The sequence below is a fragment of the uncultured Photobacterium sp. genome (assembly GCF_947039875.1).
In the GTDB taxonomy this organism is placed as follows: Bacteria; Pseudomonadota; Gammaproteobacteria; order Enterobacterales; family Vibrionaceae; genus Photobacterium.
Window position 1 is genome coordinate 95,252 of sequence record NZ_CAMRAN010000003.1, and the last position, 19,642, is coordinate 114,893.

15 protein-coding genes are annotated in these 19,642 nt (G+C 44.1%); 14 read left to right on the forward strand and 1 reads right to left on the reverse strand.

Annotated features, from left to right (window positions below):
• The first annotated feature begins 105 nt into the window (after nt 1–105).
• From rpsL to rpoC, 12 genes are all read left to right on the forward strand, one after another.
• Nucleotides 106–480, forward strand: coding sequence for a 30S ribosomal protein S12 (gene rpsL, locus Q0V26_RS01960; protein ID WP_004399892.1), 375 nt, complete (start codon nt 106–108; stop codon nt 478–480).
• A 95-nt stretch (nt 481–575) separates the two neighbouring features.
• A complete protein-coding gene (rpsG, locus tag Q0V26_RS01965; RefSeq protein ID WP_080158724.1) occupies nt 576–1,046 on the forward strand; it encodes a 30S ribosomal protein S7 in 471 nt (156 codons plus the stop codon).
• An 89-nt stretch (nt 1,047–1,135) separates the two neighbouring features.
• Nucleotides 1,136–3,241 carry an elongation factor G gene (gene fusA / locus Q0V26_RS01970; RefSeq protein ID WP_297476130.1) on the forward strand — a complete coding sequence of 702 codons (2,106 nt, stop codon included), beginning with the start codon at nt 1,136–1,138 and terminating at the stop codon, nt 3,239–3,241.
• A gap of 100 nt (nt 3,242–3,341) precedes the next feature.
• Nucleotides 3,342–4,526 (forward strand): elongation factor Tu, encoded by a 1,185-nt coding sequence (tuf, locus tag Q0V26_RS01975; protein ID WP_297476133.1) that lies wholly within the window; start codon nt 3,342–3,344, stop codon nt 4,524–4,526.
• Nucleotides 4,527–4,769: 243 nt separating this feature from the next.
• Complete coding sequence (gene secE, locus Q0V26_RS01980) at nt 4,770–5,147, forward strand: preprotein translocase subunit SecE (RefSeq protein WP_297476136.1); 378 nt, start codon at nt 4,770–4,772, stop codon at nt 5,145–5,147.
• A gap of 11 nt (nt 5,148–5,158) precedes the next feature.
• Entirely contained in the window at nt 5,159–5,704 is a 546-nt protein-coding gene (gene nusG / locus Q0V26_RS01985) for a transcription termination/antitermination protein NusG (protein ID WP_045038844.1), read from the forward strand.
• Nucleotides 5,705–5,828: 124 nt separating this feature from the next.
• The gene (gene rplK / locus Q0V26_RS01990) at nt 5,829–6,257 is read left to right on the forward strand and encodes a 50S ribosomal protein L11 (protein WP_080175050.1); all 429 of its coding nucleotides are present in this window, start codon (nt 5,829–5,831) and stop codon (nt 6,255–6,257) included.
• Between the two features lie 4 nt (nt 6,258–6,261).
• A complete protein-coding gene (rplA, locus tag Q0V26_RS01995) occupies nt 6,262–6,966 on the forward strand; it encodes a 50S ribosomal protein L1 (protein WP_297476145.1) in 705 nt (234 codons plus the stop codon).
• Between the two features lie 251 nt (nt 6,967–7,217).
• Nucleotides 7,218–7,712, forward strand: coding sequence for a 50S ribosomal protein L10 (rplJ, locus tag Q0V26_RS02000; protein WP_036788959.1), 495 nt, complete (start codon nt 7,218–7,220; stop codon nt 7,710–7,712).
• A gap of 59 nt (nt 7,713–7,771) precedes the next feature.
• Nucleotides 7,772–8,137 carry a 50S ribosomal protein L7/L12 gene (gene rplL, locus Q0V26_RS02005; RefSeq protein ID WP_061000598.1) on the forward strand — a complete coding sequence of 122 codons (366 nt, stop codon included), beginning with the start codon at nt 7,772–7,774 and terminating at the stop codon, nt 8,135–8,137.
• A gap of 230 nt (nt 8,138–8,367) precedes the next feature.
• Nucleotides 8,368–12,393 (forward strand): DNA-directed RNA polymerase subunit beta, encoded by a 4,026-nt coding sequence (gene rpoB, locus Q0V26_RS02010; protein WP_297476185.1) that lies wholly within the window; start codon nt 8,368–8,370, stop codon nt 12,391–12,393.
• A gap of 101 nt (nt 12,394–12,494) precedes the next feature.
• A complete protein-coding gene (rpoC, locus tag Q0V26_RS02015) occupies nt 12,495–16,712 on the forward strand; it encodes a DNA-directed RNA polymerase subunit beta' (protein WP_297476188.1) in 4,218 nt (1,405 codons plus the stop codon).
• 202 nt (nt 16,713–16,914) lie between these two features.
• On the opposite strand, the gene rsd is transcribed toward rpoC, so the two are convergent.
• Nucleotides 16,915–17,394, reverse strand: a complete 480-nt coding sequence (gene rsd, locus Q0V26_RS02020; RefSeq protein ID WP_297476190.1) for a sigma D regulator — start codon at nt 17,392–17,394, stop codon at nt 16,915–16,917.
• Between the two features lie 149 nt (nt 17,395–17,543).
• On the opposite strand from rsd, the gene nudC reads away from it, so the two are divergent.
• A complete protein-coding gene (gene nudC / locus Q0V26_RS02025) occupies nt 17,544–18,320 on the forward strand; it encodes an NAD(+) diphosphatase (RefSeq protein ID WP_297476193.1) in 777 nt (258 codons plus the stop codon).
• A gap of 84 nt (nt 18,321–18,404) precedes the next feature.
• Nucleotides 18,405–19,472, forward strand: a complete 1,068-nt coding sequence (gene hemE / locus Q0V26_RS02030; RefSeq protein WP_297476197.1) for a uroporphyrinogen decarboxylase — start codon at nt 18,405–18,407, stop codon at nt 19,470–19,472.
• Nucleotides 19,473–19,642: the final 170 nt, after the last annotated feature.

The following is a 19,642-nucleotide window of genomic DNA, read 5'->3' on the forward strand; positions in this document are numbered from 1 at the left end:
GGTTAGATCTTGACACCTTTAGGTGCGATGCCTAAAATTTCGCGTCCTCCTGTTGTTGGGAGGCAGATTTTTCACCTTACGAAAGTAACAATCAGGAGCTATTTAATGGCAACTATTAACCAGTTGGTACGTAAGCCACGTGCTAAGCAAGTTGTAAAAAGCAACGTGCCAGCACTAGAAGCGTGCCCACAGAAACGTGGTGTATGTACTCGTGTTTACACTACTACACCTAAAAAACCGAACTCAGCATTACGTAAAGTTTGTCGTGTTCGTCTAACAAACGGTTTTGAAGTAACATCATACATCGGCGGTGAAGGTCACAACCTTCAGGAGCACTCAGTTGTTCTTATCCGCGGTGGTCGTGTTAAAGACTTACCGGGTGTTCGTTACCACACTGTTCGTGGTGCACTTGACTGTGCAGGCGTTAATGACCGTAAACAAGGTCGTTCTAAGTACGGTGTGAAGCGTCCTAAGTCTTAATGGATTCCGTTAAGTAAGGCCAAACACTAAAATTATTTAATTTTGAAGAAACTGAAAAGTTTTGGATAACCTGAAGAAGACAACGGAGATAATCCATGCCACGTCGTCGCGTAATCGGTCAGCGTAAGATCCTTCCAGATCCTAAATTCAAATCAGAATTGCTGGCAAAATTCGTTAACATCCTAATGGTTGACGGAAAGAAATCTACTGCAGAAAAAATTGTTTACTCTGCACTAGAAACTATGGCTGAGCGTTCTGGTGAAGAACACTTATCTGTATTCGAAAAAGCTCTTGAAAATGTACGTCCAGCGGTAGAAGTTAAATCTCGCCGTGTGGGTGGTTCAACTTACCAGGTGCCTGTAGAAGTACGTCCAGTACGTCGTAATGCACTAGCTATGCGTTGGTTAGTTGAAGCTGCGCGTAAGCGTGGTGAAAAATCTATGGCTCAGCGTCTTGCAGGCGAAATGCTAGATGCAGCTGACAACAAAGGTTCTGCTGTTAAGAAACGTGAAGACGTTCACCGTATGGCAGATGCGAACAAAGCGTTCGCACATTACCGCTGGTAATATAGCTGGTAATACCGCTTGGGCACAGCAGGTTTTCCTGCTGTGCCTAAACCATTTTCTAAGGTTCACCTTAGTAAGAGGATACAGCCGTGGCTCGCAAAACGCCTATCGAGCGCTACCGTAATATCGGTATCTGTGCTCACGTTGACGCCGGTAAAACAACCACTACCGAGCGCATCCTGTTTTATACAGGTCTATCTCATAAGATTGGTGAAGTACACGACGGCGCTGCTACTATGGATTGGATGGAGCAGGAGCAAGAACGTGGTATCACTATCACCTCTGCTGCTACGACCACCTTTTGGCGCGGTATGGACAAGCAGTTCGACGAGCACCGAATCAACATTATTGATACTCCAGGGCACGTAGACTTCACCATTGAAGTTGAACGATCACTGCGCGTACTTGATGGTGCTGTTGTTGTGTTCTGTGGTGCTTCAGGTGTAGAGCCTCAGTCTGAGACTGTATGGCGTCAAGCCGATCGATATGAAGTTCCTCGTATTGTTTTTATCAACAAGATGGATCGCACGGGCGCAGATTTCTTCCGCGTTATCGAGCAGATCAAACACCGTCTTGGAGCTACACCAGTACCACTGCAATTAAATATTGGTACTGAAGATGAATTTAAAGGTGTAATTGACCTGATCAAAATGAAGGCCATTAATTGGTCTGATGTTGATCAAGGCACCAGTTTTACCTATGAAGATATTCCTGCTGACATGCAAGAGTTAGCAGAAGAGTGGCGCATGAACTTAGTTGAATCAGCAGCAGAAGCTAATGATGAACTAATGGATAAATACCTTGAAGAAGGTGAACTGACTGAAGCTGAAATTAAAGCGGGTCTGCGTCAACGTACCCTAAACAACGAAATCGTACTGGCAACTTGTGGTTCTGCATTTAAGAACAAAGGTGTTCAAGCCGTACTAGATGCCGTTGTTGATTTTCTACCTTCACCAACTGAAGTAAAAGCAATTACTGGTGAAGACGAACACGGTAACCCTGTTGAGCGTCATTCAAGTGATGACGAACCATTCTCAGCACTAGCGTTCAAAATCGCAACCGACCCGTTCGTAGGTACATTGACTTTCATGCGCGTATACTCAGGTGTTGTTAATTCAGGTGATACTGTTTATAACACCATTAAAGAAAAACGCGAGCGTTTAGGCCGTATCGTTCAGATGCATGCTAATAAACGCGAAGAGATCAAAGAAGTGCGCGCTGGTGATATTGCGGCGGCCATTGGTCTTAAATTTGCAACAACAGGCGATACTCTGTGTGATCAAAATCATAAAGTGATTCTTGAGCGTATGGAATTCCCCGAACCGGTTATTCAGATTGTGGTTGAACCACGTTCTGTAGCTGATCAAGATAAGATGACAATCGCGCTAGACAAGCTAGCAGCAGAAGATCCATCTTTCCGCGTTGAGACCGACGTTGAATCAGGTCAGATTCTAATTTCTGGCATGGGTGAGCTTCACCTAGATATCATCGTTGATCGTATGAAGCGCGAATTTAACGTCAACTGTAACGTGGGTAAACCCCAAGTTGCTTACCGTGAAACTATTCGTGGTAATACTAAAGTTGAAGGTAAATTCATTCGTCAAGCTGGTGAAACTGGCGGTCGTGGCCAATATGGTCATGTATGGCTGAATCTTGAACCATCAGAACCGGGTGAAGGTTTTGTCTTCGTAGATGAAATTGTCGGTGGCAGTGTACCTAAAGAATACATTAGTGCGGTTGCTACAGGTATTGAAGAGCAAATGAAGAGTGGCGTGCTAGCAGGCTACCCGATGATTGATGTCAAAGCGACATTAGTTGATGGCTCTTACCACGACACTGATTCAAGCGAAATTGCATTTAAAATCGCAGGTTCAATGGCATTACGACAAGGTGCACTTGATGCAACTCCAGTATTGCTTGAACCGATGATGAAAGTTGAAATTACTACGCCAGAAGATTGGATGGGTGATGTTGTTGGTGATCTTAACCGTCGCCGCGGCATGATCGAAGGTATGGAAGAAGGCAACGCGGGTATTAAAATTATTCGTGCGCAAGTTCCACTATCAGCAATGTTTGGATATGCAACTGATTTAAGATCGGCAACACAAGGCCGCGCGTCTTATTCTATGGAGTTTAGCGAGTACGCTGAAATGCCAAAGAACGTTACTGATAAAATTATTGCTGAACGTATTTAATTTCATTATTGCGTCAATGGCTATTGACGCATAAAATACAAACTTCAGAGCCGTCCCCGACCTAGTAGGGGGCGTATCTTAACTAGGAAGGAACACAATTGTGTCTAAAGAAAAATTTGAACGTCTAAAACCGCATGTTAACGTTGGTACAATCGGTCACGTTGACCACGGTAAAACAACTCTAACAGCTGCTATCTGTACTACACTTGCAAAAGTGTACGGTGGTGTTGCTAAAGACTTCGCATCTATCGATAACGCTCCTGAAGAGCGCGAGCGCGGTATCACTATCTCTACTTCTCACGTAGAATACGATACTCCTACTCGTCACTACGCACACGTAGACTGTCCTGGACACGCCGATTATGTTAAAAACATGATCACTGGTGCTGCTCAAATGGATGGTGGTATCCTAGTTGTTGCTGCAACTGACGGTCCTATGCCTCAAACACGTGAGCACATCCTACTTGGTCGTCAAGTTGGTATTCCTTACATCATCGTATTCATGAACAAGTGTGACATGGTTGATGATGAAGAACTACTTGAACTAGTAGAGATGGAAGTTCGTGAACTTCTTTCTGAGTACGATTTCCCAGGTGATGATTGCCCAGTAATCATGGGTTCTGCACTAGGCGCGCTAAACGGCGAAGCTGAGTGGGAAGCTAAGATTGTTGAACTAGCTGAAGCTCTAGATACTTACATTCCAGAGCCAGAGCGTGCTATCGATCTACCATTCATCCTTCCAATCGAAGATGTTTTCTCAATCCAAGGCCGTGGTACTGTTGTAACTGGTCGTATTGAGCAAGGTATCGTACGTGTTGGTGACGAAGTTGCTATCATCGGTATCGTAGACACTATTACAACTACTTGTACTGGTGTTGAGATGTTCCGTAAGCTTCTTGACGAAGGCCGTGCTGGTGAGAACGTTGGTGTTCTTCTACGTGGTACTAAGCGTGATGACGTTCAACGTGGTCAAGTTCTTGCTAAGCCAGGTTCAATCACTCCACACACAACTTTCACTTCAGAAATCTATGTGCTTTCTAAAGATGAAGGTGGTCGTCACACTCCTTTCTTCAAAGGTTACCGTCCACAGTTCTACTTCCGTACAACTGACGTAACTGGTACTATCGAGTTACCAGAAGGCGTTGAAATGGTAATGCCTGGTGATAACATCTCTATGACTGTTACTCTAATCGCACCTATCGCGATGGATGAAGGTCTACGTTTTGCTATCCGTGAAGGTGGTCGTACAGTTGGTGCTGGTGTTGTTGCAACTATCGTTGCATAAATTACGCTAATATCGTTGAATTAAATTTGACGACAGAGCACTAAAAAGGGCATCATTTGATGCCCTTTTTCTACACTTTAACTTGAAACTGCGTGTTTTTTGTTCGCTGTGTGGAAATGAAATTTCGTAAAGATGAAGTTTTTAATAATGTTATTAAAGGTTTAGACCTTTTTCTTCATCCTGACCTCGCCCTTGCGGGGTTATTTTCGTCTAGATGATTAAGACTAGTTACAGGTTGGTTGTATGAAAGCAAATGCCGAAAACCAAGAAAGCGAAAGCAAAATGGATGGCCTTAAATGGGTCGTGGTTTTTGCTTTGCTAGCTGCTGCTGTGGTTGGTAATTACCTATACAGTGATGTTTCTGTTGTTCTGCGCTCTTCTGCAGTTGTAGCCCTTGTGGTTATTGCTGGTATTGTTGCCGCATTAACAGCTAAAGGTAAATCCGTGATTACGTTTGCACGTGAGTCACGCATGGAAGTCCGCAAAGTAGTGTGGCCTACTCGTCAGGAAGCTACGCAGACAACCTTTATTGTTCTAGCAGTCACTGTCGTAATGGCATTAGCCCTTTGGGGGATTGATGGCATTATGGTCCGTTTAGTGCGCCTAGTTACTGGCGCGTGAGGTAAAAATTCATGATCGAAGCTCCAAAGAAACGTTGGTATGTAGTACAGGCTTTTTCAGGTTTTGAAGGCCGTGTAGCGCAATCACTACGTGAACATATCAAAATTCATGGTATGGAAGAGCACTTTGACGAGGTTTTAGTACCGACGGAAGAAGTGGTAGAAATGCGTGCCGGCCAACGCCGTAAGAGTGAACGCAAGTTCTTCCCTGGCTATGTACTTGTACAAATGGTGATGAACGATGAAACATGGCACCTTGTACGTAGTATTCCTCGTGTAATGGGGTTCATTGGTGGTACTTCTGATCGTCCAGCTCCAATTTCTGATAAAGAAGCAGATGCGATCTTAAATCGTTTACAGCAAGCTAGTGAGTCTCCAGTACATAAAACAGTATTTGAGCCTGGTGAAGTGGTACGTGTTACAGATGGTCCATTTGCTGATTTTAATGGTACGATTGAATCAGTTGACTATGATAAGAGCCGTGTTAAGGTTTCTGTATCAATTTTCGGTCGTGCAACACCAGTAGAACTAGAGTTCGGTCAAATCGAAAAGAACTGATCAAATTCTGTTCAACTCGTATTGTCAGGGGCGTGGAATTAGGCTATAATTTCGCGCCCTTTCGTTAGACGGGGAGTCTATTTGTTTAAAATAGACGTTTGAACCCAAAATTAGGTATATAGCAATGGCTAAAAAAGTAGAAGCTTACATTAAGCTGCAAGTTGCAGCTGGTGCAGCGAATCCAAGTCCACCAGTTGGTCCAGCTCTTGGTCAACATGGTGTGAACATCATGGAATTCTGTAAGGCGTTTAACGCTAAGACTGACTCAGTAGAGAAAGGTCTTCCGACTCCAGTTGTTATCACTGTTTACAGTGACCGTTCTTTCACGTTCATCACTAAGACACCACCTGCTGCAGTTCTTCTGCTTAAAGCTGCTGGTCTTAAGTCTGGTTCTGGCCGTCCGAACACTGACAAAGTGGGTACTGTAACTGACGCTCAGATCCAAGAGATCGCTGAGACTAAAGCTGCAGACATGACTGGTGCTGACATTGAAGCTATGAAGCGTTCAATTGCTGGTACTGCTCGCTCAATGGGCCTAGTGGTAGAGGGTTAAGATAATGGCTAAACTGACTAAGCGCATGCGCGTTATCCGCGACAAAGTAGATGCTACTCGTGAATACGACATCACCGAGGCTGTTGCTCTTCTTAAAGAACTAGCTACTGCTAAATTCGTTGAAAGTGTTGACGTTGCTGTTAACCTTGGCATCGATGCACGTAAATCAGACCAAAACGTTCGTGGTGCAACTGTACTACCTAACGGTACTGGCCGTGACATCCGTGTTGCTGTATTTACACAAGGCGCAAACGCTGAAGCTGCTAAAGAAGCTGGCGCTGAGCTTGTAGGTATGGAAGATCTAGCTGCTCTTGTTAAGAAAGGCGAAATGAACTTTGACGTGGTTATCGCATCTCCTGATGCAATGCGCGTTGTAGGTCAACTTGGTACCATTCTTGGTCCTCGTGGTCTTATGCCAAACCCTAAAGTTGGTACTGTAACTCCTAATGTTGCTGAAGCAGTTAAAAATGCTAAAGCTGGTCAGGTTCGTTACCGTAACGACAAAAATGGTATCATTCACACTACTATCGGTAAGGTGAACTTTGATGCCGCTCAACTACAAGAGAACTTAGAAGCTCTTTTAGTTGCACTGAAGCGCGCTAAGCCGTCTTCAGCGAAAGGTACTTTCATTAAGAAAGTAAGCATCTCTACCACTATGGGTGCAGGTGTAGCGTTAGATCAGAATTCTCTGAAAGCTAGCGTAGCGTAAACTAATTTGCAGAAGCGATAAGTTAGTGTATAATTTGTCGTTTCCGAATTCGTGGCTGAGGTTGATTGTTTTCAATTAACCTCCGTCAAAGACCGTAGGTGTTTTTCGGAACTTAATTTACCTACGTAGACGGTGCCAGAACATGATTGATGTAAGTCTTTTTTGGATCTGCGCCGTAAAACTCTCCTGTCAACCGGCAGTGAGTGGTGTAAATACTGGGGTTACCCAGAAATTATCCAGGAGCAAATCCAATGGCATTAAATCTTCAAGACAAAAAAGCAATTGTTGCTGAAGTCAACGAAGCTGCCAATGGTGCCCTGTCTGCAGTTGTTGCTGACTCTCGCGGTGTTAGTGTGTGTGCAATGACAACTCTACGTAAACAAGCTCGTGAAGCTGGTGTTTACCTAAGAGTTGTTCGTAACACATTAGCACGTCGTGCAGTTGAAGGTACTAACTTCGAATGTCTACAAGACGTTTTTGTTGGTCCTTCACTAATCGGCTTCTCTAATGAGCACCCAGGTGCTGCAGCGCGTCTTTTCAAAGACTTCGCTAAAGAGAATAAAAGCTTCGAGATCAAAGCTGCTGCATTCGAAGGCGCTATTGCCAACGCTGATGTACTAGCAACTCTACCAACTTACGACGAAGCTATCGCACGCCTAATGATGTGCATGAAAGAAGCGTCTGCTGGTAAACTTGTACGTACTATCGCGGCTGTACGTGATCAGAAAGAAGAAGCTGCAGCTTAATTGCCGCGTTTTATCTGATTACTATTTATACTTATTGTTGACTTTAAAAGAGAATTGTTATGTCTATCACTAACGAGCAAATCCTAGACGCAGTTGCAGAAATGTCTGTAATGCAAGTTGTTGAGCTTATTGAAGCTATGGAAGAAAAATTCGGTGTTTCTGCTGCTGCTGCAGTAGTTGCAGGCGGCGCAGCTGCAGACGCAGCTGAAGAGCAAACTGAATTTGACGTAATCCTAACAGCTGCTGGCGCTAACAAAGTACAAGTTATCAAAGCTGTACGTGGCGCAACTGGTCTTGGCCTTAAAGAAGCTAAAGCTGTAGTTGACGGCGCTCCTGCTGCTGTTAAAGAAGGCGTAGATAAAGCTGAAGCTGAAGCTCTTAAAGCTCAATTAGAAGAAGCTGGTGCTTCTGTTGAAGTTAAATAATTATTATTTGATTTCATAGCCTTTTATGGCTATTGGCTGGTGGCAAAAATGCCACCGGCCTTTTTGCGCTATAGACCGGTGGTATTTTTACCTTGTTTTGTATCCACTGTCTGCGTAAAAAATATTCTAGTTTCATTAGAATATTCCTACTATAAAAAACAACGATTAGTCACTACCCCCGCATGTGATATGGGGTAGTTTGGATCACTTATCAGCGATCTGAGGAACCTATGGTTTACTCTTATACCGAGAAAAAGCGTATCCGTAAGGATTTTGGTAAGCGTCCACAAGTGTTGGATGCACCATACTTGCTATCGATCCAGCTTGATTCTTTCCAAAAATTTATCGAGCAGGATCCAGAAGGGCATTACGGTCTAGAAGCTGCCTTTCGCTCTGTTTTTCCTATCCAGAGCTATAATGGCAATTCCGAGCTGCAATACGTTAGCTATCGTCTCGGTGAGCCGGTCTTCGATGTCAAAGAATGTCAAATTCGTGGCGTAACTTATTCTGCTCCACTACGCGTGAAGCTACGTCTGGTCATGTATGATCGAGATGCGCCGGCTGGCACCGTAAAAGACATTAAAGAACAAGAAGTTTACATGGGCGAAATTCCGCTCATGACAGATAACGGTACATTCGTTATTAACGGTACCGAGAGGGTTATCGTATCTCAGCTGCACCGTAGTCCTGGTGTATTCTTTGACAGCGATAAGGGTAAAACCCACTCCTCAGGTAAAGTGTTATATAACGCTCGTGTTATCCCTTACCGTGGTTCATGGTTGGATTTCGAGTTTGATCCTAAGGATAATCTTTTCGTACGTATCGACCGTCGTCGTAAATTACCTGCGTCTATTATCCTTCGCGCACTTAACTACACAACTGAACAGATTCTTGACATGTTCTTCGATAAGATTAATTTCGAAGTACGCGGTAAGTCTCTAGTTATGGAGTTAGTACCTGAGCGTCTACGTGGCGAAACTGCAAGCTTTGATATCGAAGCGAACGGTACTGTTTACGTAGAGCAAGGTCGTCGTATCACTGCTCGTCATATTCGTCAATTGGCGAAAGATGGCATTGATAGTATCGAAGTACCTGTTGAATATATCGTTGGCAAAATCGCTGCACGTGATTACATCAACGAAGAAACTGGCGAACTGATTGTTACGGCTAACCAAGAATTAAGCTTGGAAGCATTAGCACTTCTATCTCAGGCGAGTCATAAGTCTATTGAAGTTCTGTTTACGAACGATTTAGACCATGGTCCGTACATGTCAGAAACACTACGTGTTGATAACAGTACTGATCGTCTAAGTGCATTGGTAGAAATCTACCGTATGATGCGCCCTGGCGAGCCGCCAACACGTGAAGCAGCTGATCAATTATTTGAAAGCTTGTTCTTCTCTGAAGATCGTTACGATCTTTCTGCTGTTGGTCGTATGAAGTTCAACAGTTCTCTTCTTCGTGAAGAAATAACTGGTCCTGGTATCCTTAGCAACGACGACATCATTGAAGTGATGAAGAAGTTGATCGATATCCGTAACGGCAAAGGCGAGGTTGATGATATCGACCACCTTGGTAACCGTCGTATTCGCTCTGTGGGCGAAATGGCTGAAAACCAATTCCGTGTAGGTCTAGTTCGTGTTGAGCGTGCTGTTAAAGAGCGTCTAAGTTTAGGCGATCTTGATGCAATCATGCCTCAAGACTTAATCAACGCGAAGCCTATTTCTGCGGCAGTGAAAGAGTTCTTTGGCTCTTCTCAATTGTCACAGTTTATGGACCAGAACAACCCGTTGTCAGAAGTTACTCACAAACGTCGTATCTCGGCGCTTGGTCCAGGTGGTCTGACTCGTGAACGTGCTGGTTTTGAGGTTCGAGACGTACACGCGACTCACTACGGTCGTCTATGTCCTATCGAAACTCCTGAAGGTCCAAACATCGGTCTAATCAACTCGCTATCTGTATTTGCGCGTTGTAACTCTTACGGTTTCTTGGAAACACCTTACCGTAAAGTTGTAGATGGAAAAGTTTCGGATCACATCGAATACCTATCAGCAATTGAAGAAGGTCTATACGTTATTGCACAGGCAAATGCTGCGCTTAACGAAGATGGTTCTTTTACTGATGAATTAATTACTGCTCGTCAGAAAGGCGATTCAGGTTTGCACCCACGCGACCATGTTCAATATATGGACGTTGCAACTAACCAAGTTGTATCTGTGGCGGCATCTCTAATCCCGTTCCTAGAACACGATGATGCTAACCGTGCCCTTATGGGTGCGAACATGCAACGTCAGGCAGTTCCTACTATTCGTGCTGATAAGCCGTTAGTGGGTACTGGTATTGAGCGTCAGATCGGTGTTGACTCTGGTGTAACTGCTGTTGCTAAACGTGGCGGCCAAGTTCAGTCTGTAGATGCTTCTCGTATCGTTATCAAAGTTAACGAAGACGAATTGATTCCTGGCGAAGCCGGTATCGATATCTACAACTTAACTAAGTACACCCGTTCTAACCAGAACACATGTATTAACCAGCGTCCAACTGTACTGCCTGGCGAGCCAGTAGCACGTGGTGATGTTCTTGCTGATGGTCCTTCAACAGACCTTGGTGAGCTAGCGCTTGGTCAAAACATGCGTATCGCGTTCATGCCTTGGAACGGTTACAACTTCGAAGACTCCATCTTAGTTTCTGAGCGTGTAGTTCAGGAAGATCGTTTCACCACAATCCACATTCAAGAGCTTTCTTGTGTGGCGCGTGATACGAAGTTGGGTTCTGAGGAAATCACTGCCGATATCCCTAACGTGGGTGAAGCAGCGCTTTCTAAGTTGGACGAATCAGGTATCGTTTACATCGGTGCAGAAGTGAAGGGTGGCGACATCCTAGTTGGTAAAGTAACCCCTAAAGGTGAAACGCAACTGACGCCTGAAGAGAAGCTTCTACGAGCTATCTTTGGTGAGAAAGCTTCTGACGTTAAAGATTCATCTCTACGTGTTCCTGGTAGTGTTACTGGTACGATCATTGACGTACAAGTATTTACTCGCGATGGCGTTGAGAAAGACAAGCGTGCTCTTGAAATTGAAGAGATGCAGCTGAAAGAAGCGAAGAAAGATATTACAGAAGAATTCCAGATCCTTGAGGGTGGTCTTCTTGCTCGTGTACGTACGCTTCTACTATCTGCAGGTTACGGCGAAGATAAGATTTCTTCAATGAACCGCGATACATTGTTTGCACAAACGCTTGACGATGAAGCTTTACAAAACCAATTGGAACAGCTTGCAGAACAGTATGATGAACTGAAAGCTGAGTTCGATAAGAAGTTTGAAACTAAACGTCGTAAAATCACTCAGGGTGATGATCTAGCACCTGGCGTACTTAAGATTGTTAAAGTATACCTAGCTGTTCGTCGTCGCATCCAACCTGGTGATAAGATGGCAGGTCGTCACGGTAACAAGGGTGTAATCTCTAAGATCAACCCTGTTGAAGACATGCCATACGATGAAAAAGGTCAGACTGTTGATATCGTACTAAACCCATTGGGTGTACCGTCACGTATGAACATCGGTCAGATCCTCGAGACTCACTTAGGTCTTGCGGCGAAAGGTATCGGTGACAAGCTTAACGATATGCTGAAAGAACAGCAGGAGTTACATAAGTTCCGTAACTTCCTACAACGTGTTTACAATCTTGGTGATACTCGCCAGAAAGTCGACATTGCTGAACTATCAGACGACGAAGTACGTACTTTGGTACAAAACCTTCGTAAAGGTCTACCAATTGCAACGCCTGTATTTGATGGTTGTCCAGAATCATCTATCAAAGAGCTGTTACAACTTGGTGATCTTCCAACGTCTGGCCAGCTGAAGTTGTTTGATGGCCGTACTGGTGATGCATTTGAGCGTCCTGTAACTGTTGGTTACATGTACATGCTTAAACTGAACCACTTGGTTGATGACAAGATGCACGCCCGTTCTACCGGTTCTTATAGCCTTGTTACTCAGCAGCCGCTGGGTGGTAAAGCTCAGTTCGGTGGTCAGCGTTTCGGTGAGATGGAAGTATGGGCGCTTGAAGCATATGGCGCAGCGTACACCCTTCAAGAAATGCTAACCGTTAAGTCAGATGACGTTAACGGCCGTACGAAGATGTATAAAAACATCGTTGACGGTGATCATCGTATGGAACCTGGTATGCCGGAATCATTCAACGTATTGTTGAAAGAAATCCGCTCGTTGGGTATCAACATCGAGCTGGAAGACGAATAAGACTGGGTTAGTCACCTATACTTATTAGTTACTCCGGTATAAATATGAAGGCGCCAGTAGTCCTGGCGCCTTTATGGGTCAACTCCTCACAGGAGCCGAATGTGAAAGACTTACTTAAGTTTCTGAAAGCACAACATAAGACCGAAGAATTTGATGCTATCAAAATCGGTCTAGCTTCACCTGACATGATTCGTTCATGGTCTTTTGGTGAAGTTAAAAAGCCAGAAACAATCAACTATCGTACCTTCAAGCCTGAGCGTGACGGTCTTTTCTGTGCACGTATCTTTGGCCCGGTAAAAGACTACGAGTGTCTTTGTGGCAAGTACAAGCGCTTGAAGCACCGTGGTGTGATTTGTGAAAAATGTGGTGTTGAAGTTACTCAGACTAAAGTACGCCGTGAGCGTATGGGTCACATTGAGCTTGCTTCACCTGTTGCCCACATCTGGTTCTTAAAGTCACTACCATCTCGTATCGGTTTGTTAATGGACATGCCTCTACGTGATATCGAACGTGTACTTTACTTTGAATCATACGTAGTTATCGAACCTGGTATGACCAACCTTGAGCGTAGCCAGCTGCTTTCTGAAGAGCAGTACTTGGATGCACTTGAAGAGTGGGGCGACGAGTTCGACGCGAAGATGGGCGCAGAAGCGGTTAAAGCACTTTTAGGCAATATGGACCTAAATGCTGAAATCGAAAATATGCGTGAAGAGCTAGAAGAAACTAACTCTGAAACTAAACGTAAGAAATTAACCAAGCGTCTTAAATTGGTTGAAGCATTCCTACAGTCTGGAAACAACCCTGAGTGGATGATCCTGTCTGTACTGCCAGTATTACCGCCGGATCTTCGTCCGTTGGTACCACTAGACGGCGGCCGTTTCGCGACTTCAGATCTTAACGATCTTTACCGTCGTGTAATCAACCGTAACAACCGTCTGAAGCGTCTACTTGACCTGGCTGCTCCTGATATCATCGTACGTAACGAAAAGCGTATGTTGCAGGAATCTGTTGATGCATTACTAGATAACGGTCGTCGTGGCCGCGCTATCACAGGCTCTAACAAGCGTCCTCTAAAATCTTTGGCTGACATGATCAAAGGTAAGCAAGGTCGTTTCCGTCAGAACTTGCTAGGTAAGCGTGTTGACTACTCTGGTCGTTCTGTTATCACCGTAGGTCCATACTTACGTTTGCATCAGTGTGGTCTTCCTAAGAAGATGGCACTTGAGCTATTTAAGCCATTCATCTATGGCAAGCTAGAAGCACGTGGTCTTGCGACTACTATCAAAGCTGCTAAGAAGATGGTTGAGCGCGAAGAAGCGATCGTTTGGGATATCCTAGACGAAGTTATTCGTGAGCACCCAGTAATGCTTAACCGTGCACCAACATTGCACCGTCTAGGTATTCAGGCATTTGAACCAACACTAATCGAAGGTAAAGCGATTCAGCTTCACCCACTAGTTTGTGCGGCATACAACGCCGACTTCGATGGTGACCAGATGGCGGTTCACTTGCCATTGACTCTTGAAGCACAGCTTGAAGCACGTGCTCTAATGATGTCTACCAACAACATCCTTTCACCAGCATCTGGTGATCCGATCATCGTACCTTCTCAGGACGTTGTATTGGGTCTTTACTACATGACGCGTGATCGTATCAACGCGAAAGGTGAAGGCATGTACCTTGCTGGACCAGCAGAAGCTGAGAAAGCATACCGTACTAAGACGGCAGAGCTTCACGCTCGCGTTAAAGTGCGTATCACTGAATTTGTGAAAGATGAGCAGGGTAACTTTGTCGAGAATACTGGCTTAGTTGATACTACTGTTGGTCGTGCAATGCTATGGCCTATCGTTCCTAAAGGTTTGCCATTTAGTCTTGTTAACACTGAAGCACTTGGTAAGAAGCAAATTTCTAAGCTTCTTAACACTTGTTACCGTAAGTTGGGCATGAAAGATACTGTTATCTTTGCTGACCAAATTATGTACACAGGTTTTGCTTACGCGGCACTTTCAGGTGTGTCTGTTGGTATCGACGATATGGTTGTACCTGCGGCTAAGTACACTAAAATCGCTGAAGCTGAAGCAGAAGTTGCAGAAATTCAAGAGCAGTTCCAGTCAGGTCTTGTGACTGCTGGTGAACGTTACAACAAAGTTATCGATATCTGGGCTACAGCCAACGAACAAGTTGCTAAAGCGATGATGGATAACTTGTCTTTTGATACCGTTATTAACCGTGACGGCGTTGAAGAACAACAGAAATCGTTCAACAGCGTATACATGATGGCCGATTCTGGTGCGCGTGGTTCTGCTGCACAGATTCGTCAGTTAGCGGGTATGCGTGGTCTGATGGCTAAGCCGGATGGCTCAATCATCGAAACGCCGATCACTGCGAACTTCCGTGAAGGTCTAAACGTACTCCAGTACTTTATCTCTACACACGGTGCTCGTAAGGGTCTTGCGGATACCGCACTTAAGACTGCGAACTCAGGTTACCTAACGCGTCGTCTAGTAGACGTTGCACAAGACGTGGTAATCACAGCAGATGACTGTGGTACTCACGCTGGTATCACCATGATGCCTCTTATCGAGGGTGGTGATGTTAAGGAACAACTAGGTGATCGTGTTCTTGGCCGTGTTGTTGCTGAAGATGTCTTTATTCCTGGTACAGAAGAAGTTCTAGCACCACGTAACACACTTCTTGATGAGAAGTGGTGTGAGATTCTAGAAGCAAACTCTGTTGACCAAGTTAAAGTACGTTCTGTTGTAACGTGTGAAAACGACTTCGGTTGTTGTAAGTTCTGTTACGGTCGTGACCTTGCTCGTGGTCACCTGATCAACTCAGGTGAAGCAGTAGGTGTTGTTGCTGCGCAGTCTATCGGTGAACCAGGTACACAGCTAACAATGCGTACGTTCCACATCGGTGGTGCGGCATCAGCAGCAGCTGCAGATAATAAGATCGTAGTGAAAACTACCGGTTCTATGAAACTGCACAATGCGAAGTTCGTAACTAACAACGCTGGTAAGCTTGTAATTACTTCTCGTGCATCTGAGCTAAGCATCATTGATAAGCTTGGTCGTACGAAAGAGAACTACAAACTGTCTTACGGTACGTTGCTAACTAAAGGTGATGGCGCCGAGGTTGTTGCTGGTGAAACAGTAGCAAACTGGGAAGCTCACACCATGCCAATCATCACTGAAGTGGCTGGTCGCATCCAGTTCGTTGATATGATTGATGGCGTAACAGTTTCTCGTCAAACAGATGATCTAACAGGTCTATCTTCAAGCGAAGTAACTGATGCAGCAGCACGCCCAGCTGCAGGTAAAGATATGCGTCCAGCTATCAAACTTGTTGATGTAGATGGTAACGATGTAATGATCCCTGGTACTGATATGCCAGCTCAATACTTCCTACCTGGTAAGGCGATTGTTCAGCTTGACGATGGCGCTATGGTTGGCATCGGTGATACGTTATCACGTATTCCGCAAAAATCTGGCGGTAACAAGGATATCACGGGTGGTCTACCACGCGTTGCTGACTTGTTTGAAGCTCGTAAGCCTAAAGAACCAGCTATCTTGGCAGAAATTACCGGTGCTGTATCATTCGGTAAAGAAACTAAAGGTAAGCGTCGCTTGATCATCACTCCAAGTGAAGGTCAACCGTACGAAGAGATGATCCTGAAGCATCGCCAACTTAACGTTTTCGAAGGTGAAAAAGTTGAGAAGGGTGACGTAATTGCCGATGGTCCAGAAACTCCGCACGATATTCTACGTCTACGTGGTGTTCACGCAGTAGCAGAATACATCGTTAACGAAGTTCAGGAAGTTTACCGTCTACAAGGCGTTAAGATTAATGATAAGCACATTGAGACTATCATTCGTCAAATGCTACGTAAGGTAACTATCACTGTTGCTGGTGACTCTGATTTCCTAGAAGGCGAGCAAGTTGAATTCTCTCGCGTAACGATTGCTAACCGTCAGCTAGAAGCTGAAGGTAAGACACTAGTAAGCTTCTCTCGTGACTTACTTGGTATCACTAAAGCATCGCTTGCGACTGAGTCATTCATCTCAGCAGCATCGTTCCAGGAAACTACGCGCGTACTAACAGAAGCAGCTGTTTCTGGTAAGCGTGATGAGCTTCGTGGTCTGAAAGAAAACGTAATCGTGGGTCGTTTGATCCCTGCGGGTACTGGTTTCTCTTACCACCAACGTCGTCAGAATCAACGTAATGTTGAACTGGAGCCAGTAGCACCACAAGTTGATGCAGAGCAAGCCTCTCAAGACTTAGCGGCACTATTGAATGCAGGTCTTAACGACGAGAATTAATTCTTATCGTGACTGACTATAAAAGGCATCCTTCGGGGTGCCTTTTTTATTGGCTGCGATTTAAGGTTTAGTCTGGGGTGAGTCAGAAAGTAGGGCAAAGGATCGTTGAAGTACGATGTGGTAGATTTTATTAAACATGAGAAATAGATGGCAGTAAGGTCACTGCCACAATAATGAGTGATATTGCTATCGGTGCTGGTGGTTAAGCACCAGGAGGACAAGCAAGGCTATCACTGATTAATTCAATTAACTTATCTTCTAGCGCAAAGCGAGATTCCATTAATTCACCAACTTGTGATAAATCATCATCAAGGGCGTTTAATGGATTATTATCATTGATAGCGCCATAGCGATCATTAAAGTTTAATAATGGTTCGGTGGTTAAGGTAATTTTTGCGTAGAGGGCAGACATTTCTTCTGTTGGTGAAAAGCCTGTTTGATGCCAGCGTGCCATTACGTTATCGTAAATCTTGAAGTGACCCGCTGAAATATAATCAACGAGATCTTCACTAAATAAACATAATTTGGACGCGGTAGGTAGATGACGATTATCGTCATTGGGAGTGATACCAATTAGCTTACAGTAATCGATCAGTAGTTGTTGACGCATCATTAGCCATTGATCAATAACATCGTTATGGCCGCCCCATTCTTTTTTAACTTGTTCAAATTTACTAAGCATGAGCACATCCTCATGATCTATCAGCATCTTAATGTCGATGCTTATGCGATCTGGCTCTTGATATAAGAGATATGGTTTCGGATAAATATTCCGTTTCAAGATTAGATTGCCAGTAAATTTATGCTTCTGCAAGGATGAAAGTAATAAAAATGTTAAAAAATGAGAATATTGCTTATTGGTGTGTGATTAGAAATGGCAAGTTATTGTTACAAAACGGCTGTTTGCCTTTATGTTCAAGTGAGCAGCTTGTTTGTAGCACCGTAGCTAAACGTATTGTGGGGTATTTTAATACAATACCTGTGTATTGGTTAGTTGAAGAAAGTGGCTTTGATGAGGATGATTTCTTTAATTTAAGATGCTTACTGGCGGGTGATAGTACGTTATTTGCTTTGGCGGGAAGAGCGATACAATTAGCGTATATGCAGCACAGTCAGCGTTTTTGTTGTCATTGTGGGCACAAGTTGCAATTAGACGCCAACGTACTTGCAATGCAGTGCTCAAGTTGTAATAGCGTGCATTATCCTCGAGTGTCACCTTGTATCATTGTCGCTGTACGCAAAGGTAACCAATTATTATTAGCTCAGCATCCTCGTCATAAAACCGGTATGTATACTGTGATTGCGGGATTTATTGAACCGGGTGAAACGGCAGAACAATGTGTTGCTCGTGAAGTACTAGAAGAAACAGGGATAATGGTTAACAATATTCGTTATTTTGATAGTCAGCCGTGGGCATTTCCATCCAATTTGATGTTGGGGTTTATTGCAGATTATGCTGGTGGCGAGATCAAACCTGATTATGAAGAATTAACCGATGCCATATGGGCAACCGCAGATCAATTACCTGAAATAGCCCCGTTGGGAACCATTGCACGACGACTTATTGATACTGCTTTGATGATTAATGATGGAAACGATACGCATTAATCAAAGCGGGATAAATAATTGCACTCGGTTGTTAAGATTAATGAGTGCTACAATATGACCCAGAATTAACCCGTGGAGTCTCAAATGAGCGAATTAAAGAATGACCGCTACCTACGTGCGTTACTAAAGCAGCCTGTAGATTGCACACCTGTATGGATGATGCGTCAGGCTGGACGTTACTTACCTGAGTATCGTGCAACACGCGGTGTTGCTGGTGACTTCATGTCGCTATGTAAAAATGCTGAATTAGCCAGTGAAGTTACCCTTCAGCCTTTGAAACGTTTTCCATTGGATGCGGCAATTTTATTTTCTGATATTTTAACCATTCCTGATGCAATGGGATTGGGATTATATTTTGAAGCTGGTGAAGGCCCTAAATTTAGTCACCCAATTACCTGCAAAGCTGATGTTGAACGCATTGGTATTCCTGATCCTGAAGGTGAATTGCAATATGTGATGAATGCAGTACGCCAAATTCGTCATGATTTGCAAGGTGAAGTGCCATTGATTGGTTTCTCTGGTAGTCCATGGACACTAGCGACATATATGGTTGAAGGTGGTAGTTCTAAAGCTTTCACTAAGATCAAAAAGATGATGTACGCTGAGCCGCAAACATTACATTTATTGCTAGATAAATTGGCTGATAGTGTGATTGAGTATTTAAATGCTCAAATCAAAGCGGGTGCGCAAGCGGTAATGGTATTTGATACATGGGGCGGTGTATTAACCCCTCGCGATTACAATGAATTCTCATTACGTTACATGCATAAAATTGTCGATGGTTTAATTCGTGAGAATGATGGTCGCCGTGTACCTGTGACGCTATTTACTAAAAATGGTGGCATGTGGCTTGAGCAAATTGCAGCGACGGGTTGTGATGCAATTGGCTTAGATTGGACGATTGATATTCATGATGCTAAACGTCGTGTTGGTGATAAAGTTGCCCTTCAGGGTAATATGGATCCATCGGTTCTTTATGCTCAGCCTGAACGTATTCGCCAAGAAGTCGCGACTATCTTAGAAGGCTTTGGTGATTCGGGTACTGGTCACGTATTTAACTTAGGCCATGGTATTCATCTTGATGTGCCGCCTGAAAATGCGGGTGTGTTTGTTGATGCTGTACATGAGCTATCAAAGCCATACCATCAATAACCATGGCTTTAGAAATACGCTGTAAAAGGTGTATTAAAGCCTAGGTTGATAAAAAACCACGCCATCTCGGTGTGGTTTTTTTTCGTCATTATTTTATGGGCGCTTCAAAAGTCACTGTAGGTTAAGCAGGATCTTACTAAGATCGTTGTTGTTAGTGAAATGTGAACCAC